The sequence below is a fragment of the Alkalinema sp. FACHB-956 genome (genome assembly GCF_014697025.1).
In the GTDB taxonomy this organism is placed as follows: Bacteria; Cyanobacteriota; Cyanobacteriia; order Leptolyngbyales; family Leptolyngbyaceae; genus Alkalinema.
In genome coordinates this window covers 33,377-57,602 of the sequence record NZ_JACJRC010000020.1, presented here as the reverse complement: position 1 = coordinate 57,602, position 24,226 = coordinate 33,377, and the positions used below count along the sequence as shown (strand labels likewise).

19 protein-coding genes are annotated in these 24,226 nt (G+C 52.4%); 8 read left to right on the top strand and 11 right to left on the bottom strand.

Annotation, left to right across the window (positions count from 1 at the left end):
• Positions 1 to 174: 174 nt before the first annotated feature.
• From H6G21_RS18645 to H6G21_RS18635, 3 genes are all read left to right on the top strand, one after another.
• A complete protein-coding gene (locus H6G21_RS18645) occupies positions 175 to 2,409 on the top strand; it encodes a glycoside hydrolase (RefSeq protein ID WP_190574918.1) in 2,235 nt (744 codons plus the stop codon).
• Positions 2,410 to 2,581: 172 nt separating this feature from the next.
• A complete protein-coding gene (locus H6G21_RS18640; protein WP_190574917.1) occupies positions 2,582 to 3,472 on the top strand; it encodes a pantothenate kinase in 891 nt (296 codons plus the stop codon).
• Positions 3,473 to 3,656: 184 nt separating this feature from the next.
• On the top strand, positions 3,657 to 4,949 hold the full coding sequence (locus H6G21_RS18635) for a PRC-barrel domain-containing protein (RefSeq protein WP_190574916.1): 1,293 nt from the start codon (positions 3,657 to 3,659) through the stop codon (positions 4,947 to 4,949).
• A 236-nt stretch (positions 4,950 to 5,185) separates the two neighbouring features.
• On the opposite strand, the gene H6G21_RS18630 is transcribed toward H6G21_RS18635, so the two are convergent.
• The gene (locus tag H6G21_RS18630; RefSeq protein WP_190574915.1) at positions 5,186 to 5,422 is read right to left on the bottom strand and encodes a hypothetical protein; all 237 of its coding nucleotides are present in this window, start codon (positions 5,420 to 5,422) and stop codon (positions 5,186 to 5,188) included.
• 254 nt (positions 5,423 to 5,676) lie between these two features.
• A complete protein-coding gene (locus tag H6G21_RS18625) occupies positions 5,677 to 6,375 on the bottom strand; it encodes a pirin family protein (RefSeq protein WP_190574914.1) in 699 nt (232 codons plus the stop codon).
• A gap of 199 nt (positions 6,376 to 6,574) precedes the next feature.
• On the opposite strand from H6G21_RS18625, the gene H6G21_RS18620 reads away from it, so the two are divergent.
• Positions 6,575 to 7,909 (top strand): site-2 protease family protein, encoded by a 1,335-nt coding sequence (locus tag H6G21_RS18620; protein ID WP_242041928.1) that lies wholly within the window; start codon positions 6,575 to 6,577, stop codon positions 7,907 to 7,909.
• Between the two features lie 20 nt (positions 7,910 to 7,929).
• Here the strand turns inward: H6G21_RS18620 and H6G21_RS18615 are convergent, their stop codons facing one another.
• From H6G21_RS18615 to H6G21_RS18600, 4 genes are all read right to left on the bottom strand, one after another.
• Complete coding sequence (locus H6G21_RS18615) at positions 7,930 to 8,778, bottom strand: fatty acid desaturase (protein ID WP_190574913.1); 849 nt, start codon at positions 8,776 to 8,778, stop codon at positions 7,930 to 7,932.
• Positions 8,779 to 8,924: 146 nt separating this feature from the next.
• Positions 8,925 to 10,013 (bottom strand): photosystem II q(b) protein, encoded by a 1,089-nt coding sequence (gene psbA, locus H6G21_RS18610; RefSeq protein ID WP_190574912.1) that lies wholly within the window; start codon positions 10,011 to 10,013, stop codon positions 8,925 to 8,927.
• Between the two features lie 369 nt (positions 10,014 to 10,382).
• On the bottom strand, positions 10,383 to 11,780 hold the full coding sequence (hemN, locus tag H6G21_RS18605; protein ID WP_190574911.1) for an oxygen-independent coproporphyrinogen III oxidase: 1,398 nt from the start codon (positions 11,778 to 11,780) through the stop codon (positions 10,383 to 10,385).
• 174 nt (positions 11,781 to 11,954) lie between these two features.
• Complete coding sequence (locus H6G21_RS18600; protein ID WP_190574910.1) at positions 11,955 to 12,710, bottom strand: heme oxygenase (biliverdin-producing); 756 nt, start codon at positions 12,708 to 12,710, stop codon at positions 11,955 to 11,957.
• Between the two features lie 325 nt (positions 12,711 to 13,035).
• On the opposite strand from H6G21_RS18600, the gene acsF reads away from it, so the two are divergent.
• On the top strand, positions 13,036 to 14,103 hold the full coding sequence (acsF, locus tag H6G21_RS18595; RefSeq protein WP_190574909.1) for a magnesium-protoporphyrin IX monomethyl ester (oxidative) cyclase: 1,068 nt from the start codon (positions 13,036 to 13,038) through the stop codon (positions 14,101 to 14,103).
• Positions 14,104 to 14,252: 149 nt separating this feature from the next.
• Here acsF and H6G21_RS18590 read toward each other — a convergent pair whose 3' ends face one another.
• From H6G21_RS18590 to H6G21_RS18575, 4 genes are all read right to left on the bottom strand, one after another.
• On the bottom strand, positions 14,253 to 16,403 hold the full coding sequence (locus H6G21_RS18590; protein ID WP_347278040.1) for a penicillin-binding protein 1A: 2,151 nt from the start codon (positions 16,401 to 16,403) through the stop codon (positions 14,253 to 14,255).
• Between the two features lie 520 nt (positions 16,404 to 16,923).
• Positions 16,924 to 17,931 carry a chlorophyll synthase ChlG gene (gene chlG, locus H6G21_RS18585; RefSeq protein WP_190574908.1) on the bottom strand — a complete coding sequence of 336 codons (1,008 nt, stop codon included), beginning with the start codon at positions 17,929 to 17,931 and terminating at the stop codon, positions 16,924 to 16,926.
• Positions 17,932 to 18,005: 74 nt separating this feature from the next.
• Positions 18,006 to 19,085, bottom strand: coding sequence for an ArsA family ATPase (locus tag H6G21_RS18580; protein WP_190574907.1), 1,080 nt, complete (start codon positions 19,083 to 19,085; stop codon positions 18,006 to 18,008).
• Positions 19,086 to 19,355: 270 nt separating this feature from the next.
• On the bottom strand, positions 19,356 to 19,550 hold the full coding sequence (locus tag H6G21_RS18575; RefSeq protein WP_190574906.1) for a cytochrome b6f subunit family protein: 195 nt from the start codon (positions 19,548 to 19,550) through the stop codon (positions 19,356 to 19,358).
• A 229-nt stretch (positions 19,551 to 19,779) separates the two neighbouring features.
• Here H6G21_RS18575 and H6G21_RS18570 point away from each other — a divergent pair, with 229 nt between their 5' ends.
• From H6G21_RS18570 to H6G21_RS18560, 3 genes are all read left to right on the top strand, one after another.
• A complete protein-coding gene (locus tag H6G21_RS18570; protein ID WP_190574905.1) occupies positions 19,780 to 21,294 on the top strand; it encodes a DnaJ domain-containing protein in 1,515 nt (504 codons plus the stop codon).
• 91 nt (positions 21,295 to 21,385) lie between these two features.
• Positions 21,386 to 22,153: an imidazole glycerol phosphate synthase subunit HisF gene (gene hisF, locus H6G21_RS18565; RefSeq protein WP_190574904.1), complete on the top strand. Its 768-nt coding sequence runs from the start codon at positions 21,386 to 21,388 to the stop codon at positions 22,151 to 22,153.
• A gap of 135 nt (positions 22,154 to 22,288) precedes the next feature.
• Positions 22,289 to 22,600: a hypothetical protein gene (locus H6G21_RS18560; protein ID WP_190574903.1), complete on the top strand. Its 312-nt coding sequence runs from the start codon at positions 22,289 to 22,291 to the stop codon at positions 22,598 to 22,600.
• 221 nt (positions 22,601 to 22,821) lie between these two features.
• Here the strand turns inward: H6G21_RS18560 and H6G21_RS18555 are convergent, their stop codons facing one another.
• Entirely contained in the window at positions 22,822 to 23,988 is a 1,167-nt protein-coding gene (locus H6G21_RS18555) for a peptidoglycan recognition family protein (RefSeq protein ID WP_242041927.1), read from the bottom strand.
• Positions 23,989 to 24,226 lie beyond the last annotated feature (238 nt).

The window sequence follows — 24,226 nt, the reverse complement described above, 5'->3', positions numbered from 1 at the left end:
TCCGGCGTCCCCAGGCTGGACTCTCTCCAATTTCACGGCCATCATTCCCAGCACCACAAATTAAAACAACCCATAGATCATGGGAACCGTCACCATTGAGCTGTTACGATCGCAGGAAAGTAGCACAATAGAACACAGCACCTTATTCATTAACGTTTCGTTGCTCACATTGCCATGCCACATCCTCTCTACGTTGCCTTCATTTGGCACCAACACCAACCGCTCTACAAAAGCCGTGCCGCTGAAGGGGAATACCGTTTGCCTTGGGTGCGCTTGCATGGCACCAAGGATTATCTAGATTTGATCTTATTACTAGAGAAATATCCGAAATTGCATCAAACGGTGAATCTTGTGCCGTCGTTGATGCTGCAAATTGAGGATTACGTCAAAGGCACAGCGCTCGATCCCTACCTAAAACTGACGCTGACGCCCACGGAGCACCTAGCGGTAACCCAAAAGGAATTTATCATCGAGCATTTCTTCGATGCCCACCACCGCACGATGATTGATCCCCACCCGCGCTACTCCCAACTCTACGCCCAGCGGCAGGAAATGGGTCGGGGCTGGTGTTTAGAAAATTGGCAAGATGCAGATTACAGCGATCTGCTGGCTTGGCATAACCTGTGCTGGATTGATCCCCTGTTCTGGGGCGATCGCGACATTGCCGCTTGGTTGGAGCAGGGCAAGGGCTTTACCCTGGGCGATCGGCAGCGCATCATCAGCAAGCATCGGGAAATCATGGCCAACATCATCCCGCAGCACAAGAAAATGCAGGATGCGGGCCAGTTGGAAGTGACCACCACGCCCTACACCCATCCCATCATGCCGCTGCTGGCGGATACGGATGCGGGTCGCGTGGCCGTGCCCGAAATGAAGTTGCCCAATGCCCGGTTCCAATACGCTGAAGATATCCCCCGCCACCTGCGCAAAGCTCGGGAAATGTACGAAGAGCGCTTCGATCGGCCCCTGCGTGGGTTATGGCCCTCGGAACAGTCCGTGAGTCCCGCGATCCTGCCCTACGTCGCCAAGGAAAATATTCGCTGGATTTGTTCCGATGAAGCGGTTTTGGGTTGGAGCATTAAGCACTTTTTCCACCGCGATGAAACGGGAACGGTGCAGGATCCTGAACTGATTTATCGCCCCTACAAGCTGGAAACCCCTGCGGGGGATATTTCGATCGTCTTCCGGGATCACCGGCTGTCTGACCTGATTGGCTTTACCTACAGCGGTATGGAACCCAAGAAAGCCGCTGCGGATTTAATCGGGCATTTAGAATCGATTTCCCGTGCGTTGAAGGATAAGCAGGACACGACTTCCACCACCTTGGATGAACCCTGGCTCGTTACGATCGCCCTAGATGGTGAAAACTGCTGGGAGTTTTACCCCGAGGACGGTAAGCCGTTCCTAGAGGCGCTCTATTCCACCCTGAGTGCAACCTCGGATATTGAACTCGTCACCGTCTCGGAATTTATTGAAAAATTCCCCACCACTGCCACAATCCCCGCCGCAGAACTGCACAGCGGCTCCTGGGTGGACGGCAGCTTTACCACCTGGATTGGCGATCCGGCTAAAAACAAAGCCTGGGATTTACTAACAGCAGCGCGGGACACCCTCGCCCGCCATCCCGAAGCCACGGAAGACGCGAATCCGGAAGCCTGGGAAGCCCTCTATGCGGCGGAAGGGTCGGACTGGTTCTGGTGGTTTGGCGAAGGGCACTCGTCCAACCACGATGCCATCTTCGATCAACTGTTCCGAGAGCACCTGGTGGCGCTGTATCAAGCCTTGGATGAACCGGTGCCGGAAGAGGTGCTGCGTCCCGTGGAAATCCATGCCGCTGCGGGCGATCGGGCACCCCAGGGCTTCATCCATCCGATCATTGATGGTCGGGGAGATGAGCAGGATTGGGATAAGGCGGGTCGCTTTGAAGTGGGGGGTGCGCGAGGGACGATGCACCAAAGCAGTGCCATCCAACGCCTGTGGTATGGGTTTGACCACTTGAATTTCTATCTCCGCCTCGATTTCCGGAGTGGCATTAAACCCGGCATTGACTGCCCACCGGAGTTTAATCTGTTCTGGTTCTACGCGGACAAGCCGATGTTTAACAGTCCGCTGCCGTTGGTGGAACTGCCGGACGAAGCGCCGTTGACCTACTTCTACCACCACCATTTGGGAGTGAATTTGTTGACGCGAACCCTGTGGTTCCAGGAGGCTCAGGAACATTTGCGCTGGCAAAATCGGGTGAGTCGCGCCCAGGTGGAAATTGAGCAGTGCTTGGAAATTTCCATGCCTTGGGTTGATTTGCAAATGGAGCCGGATTCTAAATTGCGGATTTTGGCGGTGATGTCCGATGGGGGGCGCTATCGTCAATACCTACCGGAAAATGCCCTGATTCCGGTGACGATTCCGTAGTGGAGATCCCCCTAAATCCCCCTTAATAAGGGGGACTTTGAAAGCGAAACAGGAAATTTTACAAAATTCCTAATTCTTATTCCCCCCTTAATAAGGGGGGCTAGGGGGGATCGAATCTGGGGCACGATCGCGTAAATTTCGATTCTCCGACTTTGACTCTCTAATAATTTTTGTGTCACAGGTATTTGAACAACTTGCGATCGAGAATCCCGATCGTCGTGCTTGGTTGGCGTTGGCGATCGGAAATTCTCGGTTGCATTGGGCTTGGTTCCAGGCGGGGGAATTACAACAGGTTTGGGATACGTCGCACTTGAATTTGCAAGAGATTCAGCATTTGGTTAGCCATGGATTTAATTTCCAGGAATGGGCTGGCCAGATTGATTTAGATGTATCACCCTCGATTCAATCGAGTATTTCCGATTCTGCTGATCAAAATAATCTAGAACTATGGTTGACTTCTGTTGTTCCGCAGCAAACAGATGATTGGCAGAAATGCTATCCAATCTACTCGATCGAACGTTCTCAAATTCCCATCCCAGGACTCTATTCAACCTTGGGCATCGATCGAATTGTAGCGTTGTGGGCCGCAATGGAGATTTATGGCTCCCCAGTGTTAGTCATTGATGGCGGAACTGCGTTAACCTTGACCGGGGCAACGGTCGATCGAACCTTTGCAGGGGGCGCGATTCTACCCGGACTGCAATTGCAATTTCGATCGCTAGGACAGTCCACGGCAGCATTGCCGAAATTGGATGCGGTGCAGGCTGCGTTACCAACCCGCTGGGCGCACAATACCCCCGACGCGATCCAGAGTGGCATTCTCTACACCGTGCTGGCGGGTTTGGAATCGGCTATTCAGGACTGGGATCGCCAGCATTCTACCCAGGGTAATTGTGCTACCCAGAGTCATTGCGCAATTTGCTTAACTGGGGGCGATGGAGCGGTTCTAGCCAACCTGTTGCAGCAACGTAACCCCCACTGGCACGATCGCCTGCATTACGATCGCGCTTTAATTTTTCGAGGGATGCAACTTCTACGCGATCGACGGTCTGGGATGCGGTAGGCCCGATCGGCCAGAAATGCACGATCGGTAGAGTCGGACAGGAGAGTCTGACGGGAGAGTCGGAATCCCGATCTGTCCGAAAGGATCCTAAAGTCTCTACAATGAATGCAGTCTCTTCGACCACCGGAGAGGCTAGCCTGGTTACGATTAGCCCCTTCTGATTGGCATACCCTCCGATCGTCCTATGACTGCACAGCCCGATTACATTAAGCAGAGCGAATTGTTGGATCAGTTAGTTCTCGATCGCGCCAGCATGGAAGAACTGGGGCGGGTGGAGGTGCTGTGGAGCTACCCGAAACTCCATCGGGTATTGGGATTTATCTGTAAGTCGGGGTTTATGGATCGCCGCAAAACCGCCTTCAATCTGGATCAACTGGATCGGTTTGGCACCAATGGGGTGTTGGTGAATTCCGCGCCCGTGGAAACCGATCGCGATCGGGTCCGCCAACTGGAATCGCTGATTAATTGCGAAGTTTGGACGGATGAAGGCAATAAAATCGGCAAAATTGTAGATTACATGTTTGACCTGAAAACGGGGAATATTCGCCAATACTTGATGGCGGGAAGTGGCCTCCAGGGTCTGACGGGCAAAATTTATGCGTTGTATCCCAGCCAAATCCTCAGTCTCGGCAGTACGCGCGTCATGGTATCCGAGGCGATCGCGGATGGTCTAGATCTTTACAAACCGGGCTTAGAGCAGAAGCTTGAGGAAAAACTGAAGCGGGCCAATGAGTTATTAACGGAAGAGAAATCCCAGGCGAAGGAAGGGTTACAGTCATTATTCCAAAAGGCGAAAACGGTGACTTCCCAAGTCAAAGACCAGGTGACAGATCAGGTCAAGGAACGGGCCAAGGATCTGCGGGAAGTGACGGAACAAGTGCGGGAAAAGGCTCAGGATCTCTTAGAAGAAGTGCCGCCGCTGCTGGATGAGTTGGAACCGCAGATCGATCGCTGGCGATCGGGGACGCGGGGTACTCGCTCTGAGGGCAATGAACGGTACGAAGCAGGTTCTCGGTATGGAGATCGAGACGATCGCTCTGAAGGTCGATATCCTGATCAATATGACGATCGGCGAGACGATTTTGAAGACGAGATCGAATTTGATTTTGATGCGTGGGTTGAGGAAGAACAACAGCAACGACAACCGATTCCCCAACGGCAACCCTCACGCCAGCAACCACAGCAACCCTCCCGTCAACAATTTAACCCGCAATCTGAACCGCAATCCTATCAACCACCCCAGCGACAACCGTCTAAGCCATCGGATCAGCAATCGAATCCGCAACGGCGAGAAACTGCTGCACCTACCCAAGGACGATCGGATCAGCAGTTTACTGCCCAATCTCGATCGAATACGGAGTCAACGTTTACCGCCCAACCCAGACCCCAATCCCAAGCCTTTACTGCAAAACCGCAACCTAGACCCGATCGTAAACCGGATGCTTGGGATGATGACGATTCTTGGTTAGATGATTAATTGCTGCTTTGACGCACAAAAAACTCATTTGTCAGAATCAATACGCCCTCTTTTCCCTAGGTTCTGCGGAAGGCATTTTTTTGTTGCAAAAACTCACAAATCAAAAGCCCCTTCTCTCAAACTGAGAAAAGAGGCAGGGCAAGCGGTTGCCCTCAAGTTATGCGTTAAGTGAATCGTCACTGGGTCGTAGCCTTTCGGCGAAATTTCGCACGATTATCGCTGCACGTTTGCGGCAACTATTGCCCCGTGAAGAAGGTCGCCAGAAGGACACCACTCACTCCGATCGCGATCAGCGCATTGGTAAAGAAGCGGCCAATTTCGGGATTGAAACCGAGGGCCTTATCTTCCTGACTGCCGGTGAAAAAGAGCGACCAAGCTTGGGCGGCATTGATTTCTTGGAAAGCGTTGAATTCGGGACGGAAGACAACGGGGCCAAAGAGTTCGGGACGACGGAATTCTAAGTCAGTTCTCATGATTGTTACCTGTGGATTGATTGAGATAAACGGTTGATTGAGATTCAAAGGTTGGTTGAGAGAGGGCGTTACATCAAGTTAGGTGCGTAACCAGGAATGCCTTGCTTCAACCACCCTTGATTAACAATGTAACGAAATATTGCGAAGATGTAAACATTTGTTACGTCGTTTTAGATTCGGATGTCCCTACAGTTCTCTGTCGTATCTCTGTCGTAGGGAAACTTACTTAGGTCAGATCTCAGGTCAGATCGAACTTAGGCCAGATCAAAAACTAGGAATTCCGCGTCGGCCTGGGCGATCGCGCCGAGGGTGGTTACGTTGTCGATCGCGGCAGCATCCCCCGCCTCAAGGACTTCGCCATTGATTTGCACCGTGCCTCGCGCCACCTGTACCCAGAAATGCCGATCGGCGGAAACAGGGTGTTGGATCTGCTCCCCAGCCTGCAAAAGAGCCGCATAGAGGTTCATATCCTGGTGCACAACAACGGAGCCATCCCGCCCATCCCGTGATGCAATCAGCCGCAATTTGCCCGATCGCGCCTCTGGGGGGAAGTATTTCTGTTCGTAGCTGGGTTCGAGGTTGGCTTGTTCCGGCAGAATCCAGATTTGTAACAAATGGGTCGGTTCTTCCGCCGAGGGGTTGAATTCGCTGTGGACAATGCCAGTCCCTGCGGTCATGCGTTGGACATCGCCCGGTCGCATGATGGCTCCATTGCCCAAGCTGTCTTTATGTTCCAATGCCCCTTCGAGGACGTAGGTCACAATTTCCATATCCCGGTGGGGGTGGGAACCAAAGCCCATGCCTGCGGCGATGTAGTCTTCGTTGATGACGCGCAGGCTGCGGTACTGCATGTGGGCAGGGTCGTAGTAGTTGGCGAAGGAGAAGGTGTGGTAGGAGTCCAGCCAGCCGTGGTTTGCGTGGCCGCGATCGTGGGAACGGCGAAGGGTTAACATACTCAATCCTCTTGCTTTAGAAAGGTACTAACTCGAACTTTCTGGAAACATTTTAACATTCTCAATGGTTTGTGTACAAACAATTTTCGGGGGCAAGCCCTACAGGTTCCTGCGGGGTTTCCGCCTGAGTTTCCGCCTGAGTTTTCTCAAGCCGCCGTTTACACTAGAGAAAACAGCACCTTAAATCCCCCGAAATCCCATGCAAACTGGTTGGCGCATTGGCTCTCTCTTTAAAATTCCGCTTTACATCGATCCCTCTTGGTTCCTCATTGTCGGGTGGATCACCTTTCGCGATGGCCTCGTTTGGCAGCAGAGCCATCCGAGTTGGAATGCAGGGGTTGCCTATGGCGCAGGATTTGTCATGGCGTTGTTGCTGTTTGGCTCTGTCCTGCTCCATGAATTGGGCCATAGCCTCGTCGCCAAGTCCAAGGGCATTGATGTCACCTCGATTCGCCTCTTTCTCTTTGGGGGCGTCGCCTCGATCGAACGGGAACCCGCCAAACCCACGGACATGTTGCAAGTGGCGATCGCGGGGCCGTTGGTCAGCTTTGGACTTTGGCTAATTTTCACCGGGGCGGGATTATTTTTACCGTTCTCCACAAACCCGCTGTGGGTGGTGCTGTCGATCGTGCTGTCCAGTCTCGCCACGCTGAATCTCACCTTGGTGATGTTTAACCTGATTCCGGGCTTGCCCCTCGATGGCGGCCAAATGCTGAAAGCGATCGTGTGGAAATATAGCGGCGACTATCTGACTGGGGCTCACTGGGCTGCCAAAACGGGGCTGTGGCTGGGCTGGGTGATCAGCTTAGTGGGCTTTGCCGATGTTCTGGGCATTACCGCAGAATTAGGATTGCCCTCCGTCATCGGCATTTGGGGAATTTTAATTGGCTGGTTCATGCGCCGGAATGCCTTGAATGCCGATCGCTTTACCGATGTGCAGGAAACGTTACTCAAGATCGAAGCGCAAACCGTCATGACCCGTGATTTTCGGGTGCTGGATGCAGACATGAACCTGCGGCAATTTGCGGAGGAAATGGTCTTAAACGAAAATCCCAAAGGCATGTTATTTGCGGCATCCGATGGGCGATATCGCGGCTGGGTCAGTGCCGATATGCTGCAATCGGTGGAACGGAGCCAATGGGATCACCAAACCCTGCGGGACATTGCCATTCCTCTGACGACGATTCCGTCAGTAACCGAAAAAACATCGCTAGCAGAAACGATTCACAAAATGGAAACGCAATCACTGAACCAAATCACGGTTCTGACGCCTGCGGGGGCGGTTGCGGGTGTGATCGATCGCGGTGATATCACCCGAACCGTGGGAGAACGGCTCGGGTTTGCGGTGTCTCCCGTGCTGATCAAGCAGGTGAAATCGTCGGGAACCTATCCCCCAGGGCTGCCCCTAGGGGCGATCGCGGCCACGGTGATGACGCTGCAAGCAGAGCATCAAGTGGGCGACAAAGTGGATGACCAAGTGGGCGACAAAGTTGCCGATCGCCCCGCCGCAGATTCCACCGAAGAACCGCACTAGTGGATTTTTAGCAATCACCCTTAGCGATAACGGTTGTAAACCGGCGGCATAACAACTTTTTGCGCGAGTCCCAATCCCCGCAGGACTTGGATGACCCACCAAGTGGGATCAATTTCCCACCATCGCCAACCGGCTTTGGCTACGTTGGGATAGGCGTGGTGGTTGTTATGCCAGCCTTCGCCATAGGTGAGAATGGCCGCCCACCAGAGGTTACGGGAATTGTCTGCGGTATTGAAGGTGCGATAGCCCCAGCAATGGGTTACGGAATTGATAAACCAAGTGCTATGCCACAGACAAACTGCACGAACAAACACGCCATAGATGACAAACGGCCAACCCCCTAGCCAATACAAGCCGATCGCGAAGGGAATTTGCAGAAGAATGTAGTAGCGATCGAGCCAGCAATAGAAGCGATCGCGGGCGAGATCTGGGGCAAAGCGTTCGTACTGACGGTTTTCAAAGAATTCTGGACGGGGGTATAAGATCCACAGCATATGACTCCACCAAAACCCGCGCCGTGCGGAGTAGGGATCCTTCACCTCATCTTCCGTAAAGGCGTGGTGCAGACGGTGACCACTGACCCAAAAAATCGGCCCCCCTTGCAGGGCTAAAGCCCCAATAAATCCAATGAGATATTCCAACCACTGCGGCACTTGAAAACTACGATGGCTCAGCAGCCGGTGATAGCCCAAACAAATACCAACACTGCCTAGCAGCCAATGTAAGAAGATCAGCAGTCCCAACGCCTGCCAAGTGAAAAACCAAGGGGCCAGCAAAGCCACCCCATGAACCGCCGCAAAGAAAACCACCGCCCGTCGATCGAGCTTTAGGGGTTTTTCCGGTTTTTCCGGCATTAATTCTGCGGTCATAACAACTCCTCCACACCTTGAAAATTAATGAACAACAACCACCGCAGGAATGCGAGTTGATACCGAAATACCAACTCGCGGGAGTCATTAGGTAGTTATCTCGCCAAACCGATAACCTAAGGAAACTCAACGTCAGAAGCAATCATCTAGGAAACACTAATCGTTGGAGCAGACAGCGCGATCGGTTCTCCAGATCCCGTCGCCGCTAAATCCAAGGGGAAGTTGTGGGCATTGCGTTCGTGCATCACTTCAATTCCCAAGTTGGCACGGTTTAACAAATCAGCCCAGGTATCCACGACTTGACCCTGACTATCCAGAATCGAAGCGTTGAAATTAAACCCATTGAGGTTAAAGGACATGGTGCTGATCCCGAGGGATGCGAACCAAATCCCCACCACGGGCCAAGCCGCTAGCAAAAAGTGCAGCGATCGACTGTTGTTAAACGAAGCGTATTGGAAAATCAAGCGACCGAAGTAGCCATGGGCGGCCACGATATTGTAGGTTTCCTCTTCCTGACCAAATTTGTAGCCGTAGTTGAGAGATTCCACTTCGCTCGTCTCACGAACTAGGGAAGACGTTACCAACGAACCGTGCATTGCAGAGAACAACGCTCCCCCAAACACTCCAATCACACCCAACATATGGAACGGATGCATCAAAATATTATGCTCCGCTGTAAATACGATCATGAAGTTAAACGTCCCGGAAATGCCTAGCATTAACCCGTCGGAAAAACTGCCTTGACCGATCGGATAAATCAACAAGACCGAGGTTGCTGCGGCCAAGGGGGCAGAGTAAGCCACTGGAATCCAAGGCCGCATTCCCAAGCGGTAACTCAATTCCCACTGCCGACCCATGTAAGCATAGATGGCAATCAGGAAGTGAAACACAATCACTTGGTAGGGGCCACCGTTGTACAGCCATTCATCCAAGCTGGCCGCATCCCAAATGGGATATAAGTGCAACCCGATCGCATTGGAAGACGGAACAACGGCGGCAGTGATGAGGTTATTTCCCCCCAGGAGAGACCCCGTGACGGGCTCCCGAATCCCGTCGATATCCACGGGAGGGGCTGCAATAAAGGCCAGAATAAAAACAATGGTTGCAACAAGGGCGGTTGGAATGAGCAGAACCCCAAACCAGCCAACGTACAGTCGATTTTCGGTACTGGTCACCCAGTTACAAAACCGATCCCAGAAACTTCTCTTCTGGAAATCATTGAAAGTGGTTGTCATGATTTCTGTGCTCGTTGAAGTGAATTCAGCCTGAAAGTCGAAATTGCAAAGAGTGCAATGGCTGGGGTCCGCAGTGATGGAGGCTCTTGTACTGCCAGCCTACGGCTTCAATTCGTGGATCTGTGAAGGGATTCGATGGCTGCAATCTGGACGATCGTGTTTATCGAAATCGCAATCACAAACTCAGCTTTTTGGAGAGGATCGGTCATGAAGGAAGGGAATGAATTGAAGACCGCAGTCGCTTCAGACTGAATATATAACTATTTAACGATATAACACATTAGAAGTCAAGATGGCTGATGGTTAATTTGCAGGGGCGTTAGGGGGCTGCTACGAGTCTGCGCGATCGCGACTGCTAGATCGCGTTTGCTAGATTGATCGTGAGAAAGCCGCCTTATTCTGACGACGCAGGTAGGCATCAAACACCGATGCGACATTGCGAATCAACAGCCGTCCCGCTGGGGTGATTTCCAAGTGGTTGGCCGATCGCACCAACAGGCCATCGGCGGCGAGGGCATCCAGTTCTGCGCTTTCCTGGGCAAAGTATTCATCAAAGTCGTGGTCAAAATGCAGGCCGTATTTTTCCTCTACAGCCACCTTGTCTAAGCGGAACTGACACATCAATTCCATGATGATCGCCCGCCGCAGGACATCATCCCGATCGAGGGTGACGCCCCGTTCGATCGGCAGTTCCTTGGCATCGATCGCTTTGTAGTAATCTTTCAGTCGCTTGTGGTTTTGGGCATAGACATCATGCAACATGCTGATTGAGGTGACCCCAAAGCCCAACAGATCGGATTCCGGTTTGGTGGTGTAGCCTTGGAAATTGCGATGGAGTTGGCCATTGCGCTGGGCGATCGCCAATTCATCGTTGGGTTTGGCAAAGTGATCCATGCCTAGGAAGACATAGCCCTGGTGGGTGAGCTCATCGATCGTCATGCGCAGGATTTCCAATTTTTCCGCTGCCACGGGCATGGCGTCCAAGGGCATCCGCTTTTGAATGGGCTTCAACCAAGGCACATAGGCAAAGTTGAACACTGCAATGCGATCGGGGTTGAGTTGAATGGTTTTGGCGATCGTTTCCCGGAATGTCGCCAGGGTTTGGAAGGGCAAGCCGTAAATTAAATCAATATTGACACTCTCAAACTGCGCTTCCCGCATCCAGTCCATGACCTGGAACAGCATTTCTTCCGGCTGCACCCGGTTAATGGCTTCCTGCACCTGAGGATTGAAATCCTGAATGCCAAAGCTGATACGGTTAAAGCCCAGCGCTTTTAAGCCATGGATATAATCCCGATCGAGGTAACGGGGATTGACTTCAATGGAAACTTCCGCTGCCGGATCAAAGGAAAAATGCTCATGCAGCGCATTCCACAGCCGTTCAACTTGATCGAGGGACAAATAGTTCGGCGTGCCACCGCCCCAGTGCAATTGCTGGACCCGTTGTTCGCCTTTGACCAGTGCTCCCGTTTGGGCGATGTCGCGAATTAAGTAATCCAAATAGGGTTCAGCAACGGCTTTGCGCTGGGTGATGATGGTGTTGCAACCGCAGAAGTAACAAGGGGTTTCACAAAAGGGAATGTGACAGTAAATCGATAAAGGGGATTGTTTGTGATTACCAACGGCGATCGAAGTTACTAAGTCAATGGCATTAAAGTCCGTATCCAATTGCGTCGCGGGTGGATAGCTGGTGTAGCGGGGTAGGGGTCGATCGTACTTCTGGAGTAGGTTGGCGTCGAAGGTGACATCTTGGGACGTAAGCTGCATTGGACTTAATGTTCTCCTTTCTGTGACTATAGTGAGGGGATGAGCGATGTTATAGGCGAAGGGAATAACATCACTCAAGGCAATTCCCTAAGGTGGTGAATTGAAATGGGTTTACCGTCGATCGTAGGTTTTCGATCCCCCTAAATCCCCCTTAATAAGCAGGGTGGGCACAAATTATTCCGCTGTGACCAGTTCCGGGGCCGCATGACCTCTGGGATGGGCAGCGGTACTCCCAGGCCGATCCTGGCGCGTCAACAGTTCAAACACATGGTCACCAATGGCCGCTTTGACCTCGGGTTCCAGCTCATGGAAAATGTCGCGGTTGAGGCTAAAGGCCAGAATCGCTTCGTTGACGATTTGCTCTGCTAACGCTTCATCCACGGGGAGCTCATTCAAACGATCGCGGTAGGTAAACTTAAAATTGCGCCGCGCCTCCACCGTTGGCAGTGCTTTAAATTCATGCAAACTGGTGCCCCGATCGGCGGGTAAATTCAGGGCCGATCGAATGATGCTCTTCAGCCCTTGCCCCCCGGATAGATCCCCCAGGTAGCGCACATAGGCATGGGCAACTAATAGCGCAGGTTCGGAATTGGAGACTTCATAAATGCGGCTGACGTAGGTTTGGGCAGCAGGGGAAATCCGGATCTGCTCCCACCAGTTTTGGCCGTAGTAAAACGTCAAATCCTCTTCCAAGGCCGCTTGACGGTTCAGCTCTGAAAACTGGATCAACCCCACGATCGGATGCTCCGCGTGCTTTGCCAGCTCTTCTTCCAACGCAGAATAAACAAAATATAAATCCGACAGCAACTTACGCAGGGGCTGAATCTCCACAATGCCCTTCAAAAAACATTTCATAAAGGCTGAGTTTTCGGCGGCGGTATGGGCTTGTTGGGTTCCTTCCCGCAGGCGTGAGGCAAGATCAACAGTCATGGCCATTCCCTTAGTATCAGGTAAAGTTCTATAAACGTTTCATTACCATATGGCGATTAAAGGATTAAATAAAGAGGGTATTCTCATAACTTAACAAATGGCTGACAAATGGCCCGGAGGTGAACTTTTGTAAGAGGATTGCCAAGTCCTTGAAAATCTGAGAAAGTTACTAACTTGAAGGGATTGAGCGACTGTTGACCGCACTCCTGCCAAGACTCTCTTTAACTCTTTCGTTAAATCACGATATTGTTGTCTGACCCTCTTCTAGTTGTCCGACTCTCTTTTAAACGCTTCATAACCCTGCATTTATTTTTTTGAGGAAACCATGGTTGAAACACCCACCAAGCCGATCGCAAGCAGTCGTGGCTATGCTGAGATTCAGGAAAATCTACTGACCCCTCGCTTCTACACGACGAACTTTGATGTCGCAGCTCAGTTGGATCTCTCCGCCCAGGATGAGGAGATTCAGGCCATGATTGCGGAAATGCGGGCGGACTACAACCGGCACCACTTCGTCCGGGATGAGTCCTTTGAGCGATCGTGGGAGCATCTGCAAGGGGAAGATCGGCAGGCGTTTCTGGATTACCTGGAGCGATCGTGTGTTTCGGAATTTTCCGGCTTTTTGCTATTTAAGGAACTGTCCCGCCGCTTGAAGGATCGCAACCCGGTCTTGTCGGAAATCTTCCATCTGATGGCACGGGACGAAGCCCGCCACGCCGGATTCCTCAACAAGGCCATGGGCGACTTTAACCGATCTATGGATTTGGCGAAGTTAACGAAGGCGCGCACCTATACGTTTTTCCCGATCGAATGGGTGATTTATACCGTTTACCTATCGGAAAAAATTGGCTACTGGCGCTATATTCTGATCCATCGTCACCTGCAAGCCCATCCCGAAAATCACTTCTACCCCCTCTTCCGCTACTTTGAACCCTGGTGTCAGGATGAAAATCGCCATGGGGATATTTTTAAAGCCTTGCTGCGATCGCAGCCGCAGTTGTGGCAGACTTGGCAATCGCGGCTCTGGAGTCGGTTTTTCCTACTCACCGTCTTTGCCACCCACACGTTAACGGTGCATGAGCGATCGGGGTTCTATGGCCTTTTGGGTATTGATCCAACGGCGTTTGATGAAGATGTGATCCGGCGGACGAATGAAACTGCCGCCCGCACGTTCCCGTCAGTGCTGGATACGGAACATCCAGAGTTTTTCCAACGCTTGTCTGAATGTTCCGAACTCAATCTCAAGATCACCGAAGTCAACCAGTCCAACCAACCCCAATGGGTAAAAGCCCTGCGCAAGCTACCGTTGCAACTGGGGATTTTGGGGCACCTGTTGAAAATTTACCTGCTAAAACCGATCGATGCGGAAGCCCTACGGGGGACGGTGCGTTAATCCCCAGCCACTTCGTGAGTTTCACTAGACTTGAGCGATCACCAGGCATAGCAAACGCTATGCCTTTTCTTTTCTACCCCTTTTCCTTCTGTCTTGCTCTTTGAACTCAGTCCTTTGAACTAAGGTGTCTGAACTAAGGTGTCGAAGAACTAAGGTGTCGAAGGAGGCAAGGGATCGGGTTCTGCCGGTGGGGGTGGATCGGCTGGGGCGGCTGGGGGAGCAGCCTCGATCGGATCAGGCTCCGGCGGTGGATTGTAGGGCGCAGGAGCCTCATAGGCCGAGGGCGGTGGAATATCATCCGGTGGGGGAGGTGCGTCCTCCGCAGGTCTCGATCGATTGTCCTGCGAATCCTCAGGGGTGCTCTCCTGCCGATCGCGCCAACGATCGGATTCCTTTGGATCCGGTGCAGTTCCTTTAGAATAGGCGCTGTTCGGCTCCACGGGCTTGGCTTTGATGCTGCCTTTCCGGGTATCGATATTCTTGGGCAGGTCTGGAAACTTCTCGACAGGTAAGTCCTTGGCCACCACCTTCATGAATTGCTTCCAAGTAAAGGCAGCGGTGCCACTACTGCCTCCCGTCGGGTAATTGTCATCATTACCTAACCAAACCCCGGCCACCATCTGGGGAATATAGCCAATAAACCAGAGATCGCGAGCCTGTTCAGAGGTTCCCGTTTTCCCCGCCACTTGGCGATCGGTCAATGCAGCCGGAGAACCCGTTCCCTTGGCAACGACATTTTCCAACATCCAAGTCATGATCGAAACGGTGCCGGGATCGAGAACTTTGCGGGATTTAAAGTCAGATTTATATAACTCCTTGCCCTTGTTATCCGTCACTTTCAGAATGGCGTGGGGAGGTGTGTATTCCCCATTATTTGCCAACGGGCCATAGCCACTGGTGAGTTCTAGTAGATTGACTTCGTAGGCTCCTAAAGCCAGGGAGTAGGTATCTTGGAGGGGCGATTTAATCCCCATTTCCTTCGACAATTTGATGACGGGTTCAAACCCCACATCCATCAAAACCTTCACCGCCACGACGTTGAGGGATTTAGTCAGTGCGGTACGCATATCCACAGAGCCAGAATACTTATTGCCAAAGTTTTTTGGCTCGTAACCATCTACGACATAGCGCTCATCCACGTAGCCACGATAGGGCGAAAACCCTGCGGCGATCGCGGCGGCATAGACGAATACCTTAAAGGTCGATCCGGGCTGCCGTTGGGCCTGAGTGGCGCGATTGAACTGGCTTTCCTTGTAGTAATCCAAGCCCCCAACCAAGGCCCGAATGGCTCCATTCCGAGGATCGATCGCCACCAAAGCCGCTTGCTCAAAGCCCTGGGCTCGACCATCAATTTCGACCGCTTCTTTCACCGCTGTTTCTGCGGCTTTTTGCCACTTTGCATTCAGCGTTGTTTCGACCGTTAGCCCACCGTATTCGATCGCTTCCTTCGAGATATATTGGGCCAACTGTTGCTGGACAAAGGAGGTGAAGTAGGGACTGGCACTGTAGAGGTTTTTAGGAATCGCGGGTTTCAACGCGATCGGTTCTGCTTTGGCTGCATCAGCTTCACTTTGGGAAATAAATCCCTGTTCTGCCATGCGTTCCAGGACAATATCCCGCCGTTGTTGCGCTTTCTTGGGATCAACTAAGGGCGAATAGAGACTGGGGGCAGGCGGCAACCCCGCGATCATCGCCGTTTCTGAAAGGGTTAAGTCCTTGACGGATTTGCTGAAGAATACCCAGGCGGCATCGGTCACGCCGTAGGCTTCCGAACCCAGGTAAACCAGGTTGAGATAGTTTTCTAGCAGTTTATCCTTGGATAATTCCCGCTCCAGCTTTTGTGCCAGCATCGCCTCGCGAATTTTGCGCACGAGGCTGCGGTCTTGATTGAGGAAAACCATGCGGGCCAGCTGCTGGGTAATGGTGCTGCCCCCTTCAACCATTTCCCCCGACGTGACGTTGCGGGCGGTGGCTCTGACAATCCCCCAGTAGTCCACGCCGCTATGTTGATAAAAGCGGCGATCTTCAGCGGCAATAAAGGCGTCTTTGACTCGCTTCGGCAATTCATTGATGGACATGCGCTCGCGGGTGGCCGGCCCACTTTGTAACAGAACGGTGCCATCCTCCGCCTTGATGGTCAAGGTTCCAGGCCGCACAAAGATGCCCAGCGTAGACACATCCGGAAGTTCGCGCTCTAGTCTGACATACCCGATCGATAACCCAATCGCGGCCACGCCGACAGCCGCTAGGCCGAATTGATTTCTCCGTCGTTTCAGCGGCGCAGGTATCCGTTGCGTCATCCAAGTCCATTGCGCTGAGACCTGATGACCTGCACTCACTAAAACATGACGCAGTTTGGGTGGGAGTTTAACCCTGCGTTGCTTTTCTCTTCTACGCGGCGTCTGTTCCTCCTGCTTACCTGTCATGGGATCCATTCCAGGAGGTTTGGATGGTTTCGATCGCCGGAAGCCATACTTAGCCACACAAGAAGCCTCTTTAAGTATCTAGCGGGAATTGCCGAGCCATGGAAGTGTCAATTGTTGAACCACTCCAACGGTTTACATCATAAGGTGCACCCAGAGCCTGAACGGTTCGCGTAGGTTAGAACCACGGACTAACCAAACCATAGACTAACCCAGAAGTTAATCGAACAGTTTACAGGAAGGATGGGGAAAATTTGTAGTCTTTTTAGAGTTTTTTCGTTCAAACTGTGCGATCGCTGGTCTTTTGCCATTCTCAGATCGCCCGGACGATCGCACAGTTGACTATGATTAGCGGCGATTAGCGGCGATTAGCGGCGATTAGCGGCTTCTTGCCGACCTAGGACAAGCCGGAATGCCCTAAGGCAATCCCTGTGATCAACATCCCCAGCACCAGGAACGGTTGGGCACTCGCTTGGTATTTCACATCATTTTTCAGCGGATCCCGCAGGAAATACATGTCCTGGAAGGTGATTTGAGGAATCACAAACAGCAACAGAATCGTCGCGTAGAGATTTTGGTGGATCGACATTAAGTAACCCGCCACGCCGATTTGAAAGATGTCAATCATCAAGACGCAAATCCAAGCGGCGGTGGTAATGCCAAACATCACAGGCAGGGACTTCAGCCCCAAGGCCCGATCGCCTTCTACACTTTTGAAATCGTTAACCACGGCAATCCCCAGACCCGCCAAGCTATAGAACAGGGTCAGCACCACGATCGTCGGATTCAAATCGCCAAACAAAGCATGACCTGCCCACCAAGGCAGCGCAATGTAACTCGCCCCCAAGGCATAATTCCCCAGCCAACCGTTTTGCTTGAGCTTGAGGGGTGGGGCGGAGTAGATATAGGAAATGAAGGAGCCGCCGATCGCCATGACGGTAATCGTCGGAAAGGCATGGCCCGCCCACTGATCCAATAGGTAAGACACCCCAATGCCCGCCGCCAGCAAAATCAAAATCTGCGCTTTGACTTGGCCGAGGGAAATGGCCCCGGAGGGAATGGGACGATAGGGTTCGTTAATGGCGTCGATTTCCCGATCGTAGTAGTCATTAATCGTTTGGGTGTAGCCCGTCAGCAACGGCCCCGACATCAACATACAAGCCAGGGAAATCAAGACATTTTCGATCGACCAGGTGTAGTTGCCCGAGGAGGCCGCCCCACAGAGAACACCCCACATCAGGGGAATCCAGGTGACAGGCTTCATCAGTTGCAGCCGAATTTTCCAAATCGACTTCTCCTCCACCTCTGCCCCTTTCATGCCCAGCAGTTGGCGGGCTTTGGCCGATCGAGTCTCTTTGTCTTCAACGGGTTCAGTCAAAATTTCCGTAGATTTGGATTCTGTCATAGGGTTAGGTGCAGGTGGATATTAAAGGGTAAATTTCAGGGAAAGGGGCCGCCACCAGAGCGCCCACCGCCCGACTAAAACGAAATGACCAGGGAACTGTTTTGAAATTTGGCCCCTTTGACGGGTAAACCACTCAGTTCCGGCGGCAGAAAAATATTCCGTCGCTGATCGCCCGCCTCGATCGTGATTTCGGGCCCGTACTGGGTTAGCTTAACTTGCTTTTTGTCAAAGCTGGGTAGAAACAGCGTCACGGTGCGATCGCCCACGTTAATCGTAATCGGACGGGGGGCCTGTACCGCTTGACTAAAGTCGGGCAAGGCTTCCATGAGGGTTAGCCAGTCCTCCCCGATTTTTCGGGGTACCGAGGTGATGGATAACGGATGGAAGGCATCCCCGGCATAACGGCTTTGGTTGGCAATCACGCCCCCGATCGTCAAGCCAATCTGCTGGGCACTGCCCCAGAGATACTGCGCCGTACTGACCGCTAAGGGATCATCCGTCGTGACCAGGTAAGCCACGGTGCGCTGGGGATCTGCGATCGCGGCTTTGCCTTTTTCCAAGAGACTATTCATCTCGGCGGTGGGCTGGGCAAAGTTATCCGCCGCAAAATTGACACTCAGGATGGCCGTGGCGATCGGTGGGATAAAGGGGGCGAGGGTTTTGCCCAGGTCAGAATCGATAAACACCTGACGGAAACGCCGAATGTACCAACTAACGATTTCTGGCATTCCCAACATCCGCAGGGTTTCGGGACTACTGCCACTGTCGTAGACAATCACGTCATAGCGGCTGTCCCATTGCCGAATCGCATTTAAGGCCAGGGCGCTGTCCATGCCCGACAACACCCCTAATTCCTGGCCATAGACATTGCGAAAGAACGGGGTACGGACATACTGGGCTTCCAGTTTTTTCAATTCTTCCCAAGCCCGCTCTAGCAATACAGCGGTGTGGAGTTGGACGGCTTCTAGGTTGTGGGCGATCGTGGTTGGATCAGGCCCTACCTCAGCCCCCAGAGCAATCCCCAACGCAGGACTACAATCCTGGCTGGCCAGCAGCACTCGTTTGCCCTGGGCCGCCAATCGCTGGGCAGCGGCGATCGCTAACGTTGTCCGCCCTGTGCCGCCCTTGCCTAAAAACGTCAGAATAAACGCCATAGTAAATTTGCTGTGACTCCGATGCCGGGTTTACCCATTCAATTTATCGAGTTCCTGCCAAGATTGCTGGCGCATTAAACTGCTCAGAAAACTGCTCAGGTTCCTATCCAGACTATTGCTCAGCCCATTCTGCGCTCCACCCAACGATCGGCCCCAAAACAAGAAGGCAGTCAATGATTAACTCACTCACTGCCTCACTCAAGCTTTCCATCGCAGATGCTAGCGCACTAACTAGCTCACTAATTACTAGATGACTCAGTTACTAGCTGACTAATTAGAGGCTTCCAGTTCGTCTTCAAAAAACCAGGTGGCATACTGGTCATCGAACTGAACGAGACGGCCTAGACCTTTTCCATCTACGACTTTGAAGTCCTTGACGGTACCGACTTTACCCAGCTTACTGACCACTTCTTGGGGAACGCGATCGCGCAGACGACGGACACGCACTTTTTGACCGATTTCCATCACAGCAACATTGATACAGACCACTTCAAAGTGTACCAGCAGTTGGCTCGTGGGATCGCAGTGGATTTGTTCCGTAGTGGAGTATCAAGGGCATGTTGAAAAAGTAAATGTGGGCGAACCTGTGTAGGCGAAACCTGTTGAGGTGGAACCTATTGGGGGCGAACCCTGTGGGTGCCCAATATTAGGAATCGCCAGAATTTAACGGTTTGCGGGAAGCGTCACGAATTCAATGAGGCATTACTACGAAATCCTAGGACTGGAATGGGGCGCTTCGCCGGAAGCGGTCAAGCAAGCCTACCGTAAATTGGCCAAGACCTATCATCCCGATCGCTATCAAGATCCCGCAGAACAGCAAGCGGCGAAGGAAAAGTTTCAGACCATTCAGACCGCCTACGAAGCGCTAAAGGGATTTTCCCCCAGTTCCGCGCGATCGACGCAATCAGAGGCTCACCCTTCAGGGGTTTCCATCCGCACAAAATCCCGGCGAGAGGCAGGCCCCCGCAAACCCTCAGAGGCAGAAATTGCCTTGAAAAAAGGCATCGAACAGTTCCAAGCCCAGCAGTACATGGCCGCCTTGGATTTCTTTTCCTTTGCGATTCACCTCCAACCAGATTTCGCGGAAGCTTACTGGTACCGGAGCCAACTCAGACAGGCCAAGGGCTGGACAGCCTCTGCCCAGGAGGATTTAGCTAAGGCCAAGCAATACGGCTGGGTTCCTAAGCAAGAGCCATCGCAGGCACAACAGGCTCAGACGCACCCAACTCAAACCCAACAGGCGGCGCGATCGACCCAATCGACCCAATCGACCCGCTCTACTCACGCCGCTTCAACTTCTCCATCCTCCGCAACGTCCGGTCATTCTCCCTCGACTTCCTGGAGGTTGCACCAAACTTGGCAGAGCCACGGGGAAGCGATTACGGGCCTAGGTTGGGCTAAATCGACTCTGATTAGCATTAGCACTGATACAACCTTGCGATTATGGCACTGGCCCACGGGTGGGGAAGCGGTTTTGACCAGCCATCGTGTGCCCATTACCGCAATTTCGGTGGCGGCTCAGCGTGGGTTGCTGGTCACGGGTGGTAAGGATGGGCAGATGAAAATGTGGAACCTGTCCAATCAGCGGCTGATTAGAACCGTGCCCCTTCACCAAGGAGCCATTCAAGCCTTAGCGATGGACGCTACAGAACAGTTACTAGCCAGTGCCGGGGCAGATGGCCAAGTCAAGCTGTTTCGGCTCAATCCAGCCACGCTGTTAAAAACCTTGATCCATCGATCGATCGTGTGGTCGGTTTTGTTTAACGCCAGTGGGACTCAGCTCATCACCACCAGTGCGGATCAATGCCTGCGTCTGTGGCAATGTCAAACGGGTGAACTGCTGCGGGAAATGGCACTCCCTTCGCCCTGTTGCTACAAAAGTGCCGTCAGCCCCGATGGACAAACGTTGGTAGTCAGCGACGATCAGGGTAATTTGCATCTCTGGTCGATCGGCGGGGACTGGTTAAAAACGATTCCTGCCCACGGGGTTGGCGCGATCCAGGGCCTGCAATTTAGTGCCTGCGGAACTTTACTCTTTACGGGGGGAACCGACGGTGAAATCAAACTCTGGGATGCTCAGACCTGGCAGCGCATCACCCATTGGTCTGCGGAACAGGGGGCCATCCAAGCCTTCACCTGGATTCCTGACGCAAACTGGTTAGTCAGTGCAGGCAGTGATGGGTCGATTAAAGCTTGGCAAGCTGAGTAATTTGGCAAGCGCACTAACTTGGAAAGCCCTGTAAATAGCGATATACTACGGCGTCTACGGTTCTTTGTGTTATCCATTCTGAGTTCAGCCTATGCTCGCAAAACGAATTCTTCCCTGCCTAGATGTCAAAGCTGGTCGTGTGGTCAAAGGCGTGAATTTTGTCAATTTGCGGGATGCGGGCGATCCAGTGGAGATGGCGCAGATTTATAACCAAGCGGGGGCGGATGAGCTTGTATTTCTGGATATCACAGCCACCCACGAAGACCGAGACATTATCTATGACGTGGTGTACCGCACAGCGGAACAGGTGTTTATTCCCCTGACCGTCGGGGGCGGGATCAGTAACCTCGACACCATTAAAAAATTGCTGCGGGCCGGGGCCGATAAGGTCAGTATCAATTCTGCGGCGGTGCGGGACCCGGATTTCATTAACCAGGCCGCGCGGCAGTTTGGCAATCAATGCATTGTGGTGGCGATCGATGCACGGCGACGCACTGACCCGGCCAATCCTGGTTGGGATGTTTACGTGCGGGGGGGCCGGGAGAATACGGGCATTGATGCGATCGCTTGGGCTAAGGAGGTCGTCAGTCGGGGAGCAGGCGAATTACTGGTCACCAGCATGGATGCCGATGGAACCCAAGCGGGCTATGACTTAGACATTACGCGGACGATCGCGGAAACGGTGGATGTCCCGGTGATTGCCTCGGGGGGTGCGGGTAACTGTGAGCATATTTATGACGCCTTGACAACGGGGAAGGCGGAAGCAGCTCTGCTGGCCTCGTTGCTTCATTACGGACAGTTAACCGTCTCTCAGATAAAGACATACTTAAGCGATCGTAGCCTAATTGTGCGTCAATAAGCGGCTCAAGCCCTTTGCTAATCAGTCTTCCAGATGACCGCCCTGGGGAATTTGGGGCGGTATAGTTAAGTTATCTTGCGATTTTTGCCTCGCAATGGGGCACTTTTAATAAGAATCTGTTACAATCTTTAACATATGCTAATAGTAATTTTGCTATTTGTAATTGCTTTGGTGGCGTGGGCCTTGCATCTGATGCAAGAGGCTGTGACGCGGCAGGAGTTCTCCCTGATGTTGGCAGGGACGCTAGTGGCTTCTGCGGCGGCAGGACTTGTCTCGGTCTACTGCATCATGGGGAATTACATGGGATTTATTACCCGGATGGATCGCGATCCGGAGGTTTTAGAGCAGGTTTATCGATCGGTGCAAAGCTATCTAGAAGCGGAAAGTTTGGAAGCTAGTCAAGTTTACCTTAGTGATTCTTCGACCACTCTGTCTAGCAATCCCTAGCGATTCGATGCAGTTATAGGAAATCTGTAGCTGGGCCATTGCTTCTGTGAGTTGACCACTATTTCAGGGTTGCTCGTTTAGAAATAGATTTGTGATTTTAAGCTGATTGATCAAACTGATGCCTGCTTTACTCTTCCAATGAAGTTGATAGCGTCTAATTTTGATCTGAACTAATTTTGCGTCAACTGATTCTGGCTTGACTGATTTAAGTTTTGGGTGCTTTAAGTTGTGGGTGAATTGGCTGGATTTCCATTGCCGGGGATGGTGCATTGAATCGAAATCTCTGTGGTCAGTGGGTATTGGCTAAATCGATCGAGAAAATAGCGCACGTTAAAACTGCGAGGGTCAACCCGCTCCCCAGACCGATCGACCAACTGATGGGTGGTAATGCGATCGGCGGTAACCCCTAGCTTGGAGATCAACCAGGCCAACGATTCGTATTGTGCTTGAGAATAACCACTATGGTTTCTGCGGCGACTGCCCCGACCATCACGGGGGGTGACTAAGGAGATGTGGTAGGCAAAGTTATTGACTGAGGGCGGAAACTTAGGATTGGTTTTCACCGCTTCCTTTTGTCGATCGTTGTTGACAAAGACCGAATTTCCGGCCCCAAAGGCTCGCTTGTCCGGTGGAACAATGTAAATCACTTTGCCATCTTCCGCAATCAAGGCATGGTAGCTCACTTGATCGTCATCGTTGGCGTGGGGCGTCTGGAAGAAGTTCAACGTGGACTGACCGGAAGCATCGGTTTCATGGAGCACGACGATCGGGGCATTATTGACAGGCTGTCCTGCAATGTCTTGCAGAAAACGATCGCCAAAATTGGTGGGATGGGCTAGGGCAACCACTTCCGTCGGTGCCTTGGCATCGGGCTGATTCGCGGTTGGGCGAAATCGGGTTAAGGGCAAAGAATCTCGTAACTGGGCTAATTCTTGGCGAGTGGGACGACGAGGTTTGGGATCGGGCCGGAGGGCACAATCGGTAGACAGGCGGGGATCGTTGGTGGCCGATTGCGCAATCGCCGGAGGAGTCCGCTGCTGGACACTTGGGATCGCTTTTGAAGCGGTAGTCTGTGACGCAGGTTTTTCTGAAGCGGACTTTTCCACTCCCAGGGTTTTGGCCTTAGCTGGAATGTCGGCTGCTGCTGAAGCGGGTAAAGGTGCCTCGCTTGCGTCCCGTTGATCGAGCCGGGAAATGGCTGAGGGGTGATCCGATCGTGCAATCGGTCGGCCTTCAATAAACTCAGCATCACTATTGCCAATACTGGCAAACAGCGCGATGACCCCGGCGGCAAAAATAGAGAGGGCGACCCAAAGTTGCTTTTTCATGCGGCTGAGTTGGCAATGAGCGATCGGACGAGGGGGAATCCTGCGAGGGGCTACTCGCATACCCTCTACTCAAGCTTAAATAATTAAGCCTCAATCATTTAGTCTTGAATTTTACTGTGCAGAGCCTTCATCCATCACAATCTTTTATCACCAATTCCAGAATTTTCAGCAGAAACACGTTGAATCTAGAGGAATTCGACCGTTGTTTCGACAGTTGTAAGGTCGGCAAAACTGACTAATGACCTGGGCTAACAGGCAGGATGCCTTAACAAGTCCTGGAACTACTGAAGGCTCTGCT

Bases quoted from the DNA above. Each gene is read 5' to 3' on its own strand.
- H6G21_RS18645 (WP_190574918.1), top strand. From the start codon at position 175: ATGCCACATCCTCTCTACGTTGCCTTCATTTGGCACCAACACCAACCG.
- H6G21_RS18635 (WP_190574916.1), top strand. From the start codon at position 3,657: ATGACTGCACAGCCCGATTACATTAAGCAGAGCGAATTGTTGGATCAG.
- H6G21_RS18630 (WP_190574915.1), bottom strand. From the start codon at position 5,422: ATGAGAACTGACTTAGAATTCCGTCGTCCCGAACTCTTTGGCCCCGTT.
- H6G21_RS18625 (WP_190574914.1), bottom strand. From the start codon at position 6,375: ATGTTAACCCTTCGCCGTTCCCACGATCGCGGCCACGCAAACCACGGC.
- H6G21_RS18620 (WP_242041928.1), top strand. From the start codon at position 6,575: ATGCAAACTGGTTGGCGCATTGGCTCTCTCTTTAAAATTCCGCTTTAC.
- H6G21_RS18615 (WP_190574913.1), bottom strand. From the start codon at position 8,778: ATGACCGCAGAATTAATGCCGGAAAAACCGGAAAAACCCCTAAAGCTC.
- psbA (WP_190574912.1), bottom strand. From the start codon at position 10,013: ATGACAACCACTTTCAATGATTTCCAGAAGAGAAGTTTCTGGGATCGG.
- hemN (WP_190574911.1), bottom strand. From the start codon at position 11,780: ATGCAGCTTACGTCCCAAGATGTCACCTTCGACGCCAACCTACTCCAG.
- H6G21_RS18600 (WP_190574910.1), bottom strand. From the start codon at position 12,710: ATGACTGTTGATCTTGCCTCACGCCTGCGGGAAGGAACCCAACAAGCC.
- acsF (WP_190574909.1), top strand. From the start codon at position 13,036: ATGGTTGAAACACCCACCAAGCCGATCGCAAGCAGTCGTGGCTATGCT.
- H6G21_RS18590 (WP_347278040.1), bottom strand. From the start codon at position 16,403: ATGACGCAACGGATACCTGCGCCGCTGAAACGACGGAGAAATCAATTC.
- chlG (WP_190574908.1), bottom strand. From the start codon at position 17,931: ATGACAGAATCCAAATCTACGGAAATTTTGACTGAACCCGTTGAAGAC.
- H6G21_RS18580 (WP_190574907.1), bottom strand. From the start codon at position 19,085: ATGGCGTTTATTCTGACGTTTTTAGGCAAGGGCGGCACAGGGCGGACA.
- H6G21_RS18575 (WP_190574906.1), bottom strand. From the start codon at position 19,550: ATGGAAATCGGTCAAAAAGTGCGTGTCCGTCGTCTGCGCGATCGCGTT.
- H6G21_RS18570 (WP_190574905.1), top strand. From the start codon at position 19,780: ATGAGGCATTACTACGAAATCCTAGGACTGGAATGGGGCGCTTCGCCG.
- hisF (WP_190574904.1), top strand. From the start codon at position 21,386: ATGCTCGCAAAACGAATTCTTCCCTGCCTAGATGTCAAAGCTGGTCGT.
- H6G21_RS18560 (WP_190574903.1), top strand. From the start codon at position 22,289: ATGCTAATAGTAATTTTGCTATTTGTAATTGCTTTGGTGGCGTGGGCC.
- H6G21_RS18555 (WP_242041927.1), bottom strand. From the start codon at position 23,988: ATGCGAGTAGCCCCTCGCAGGATTCCCCCTCGTCCGATCGCTCATTGC.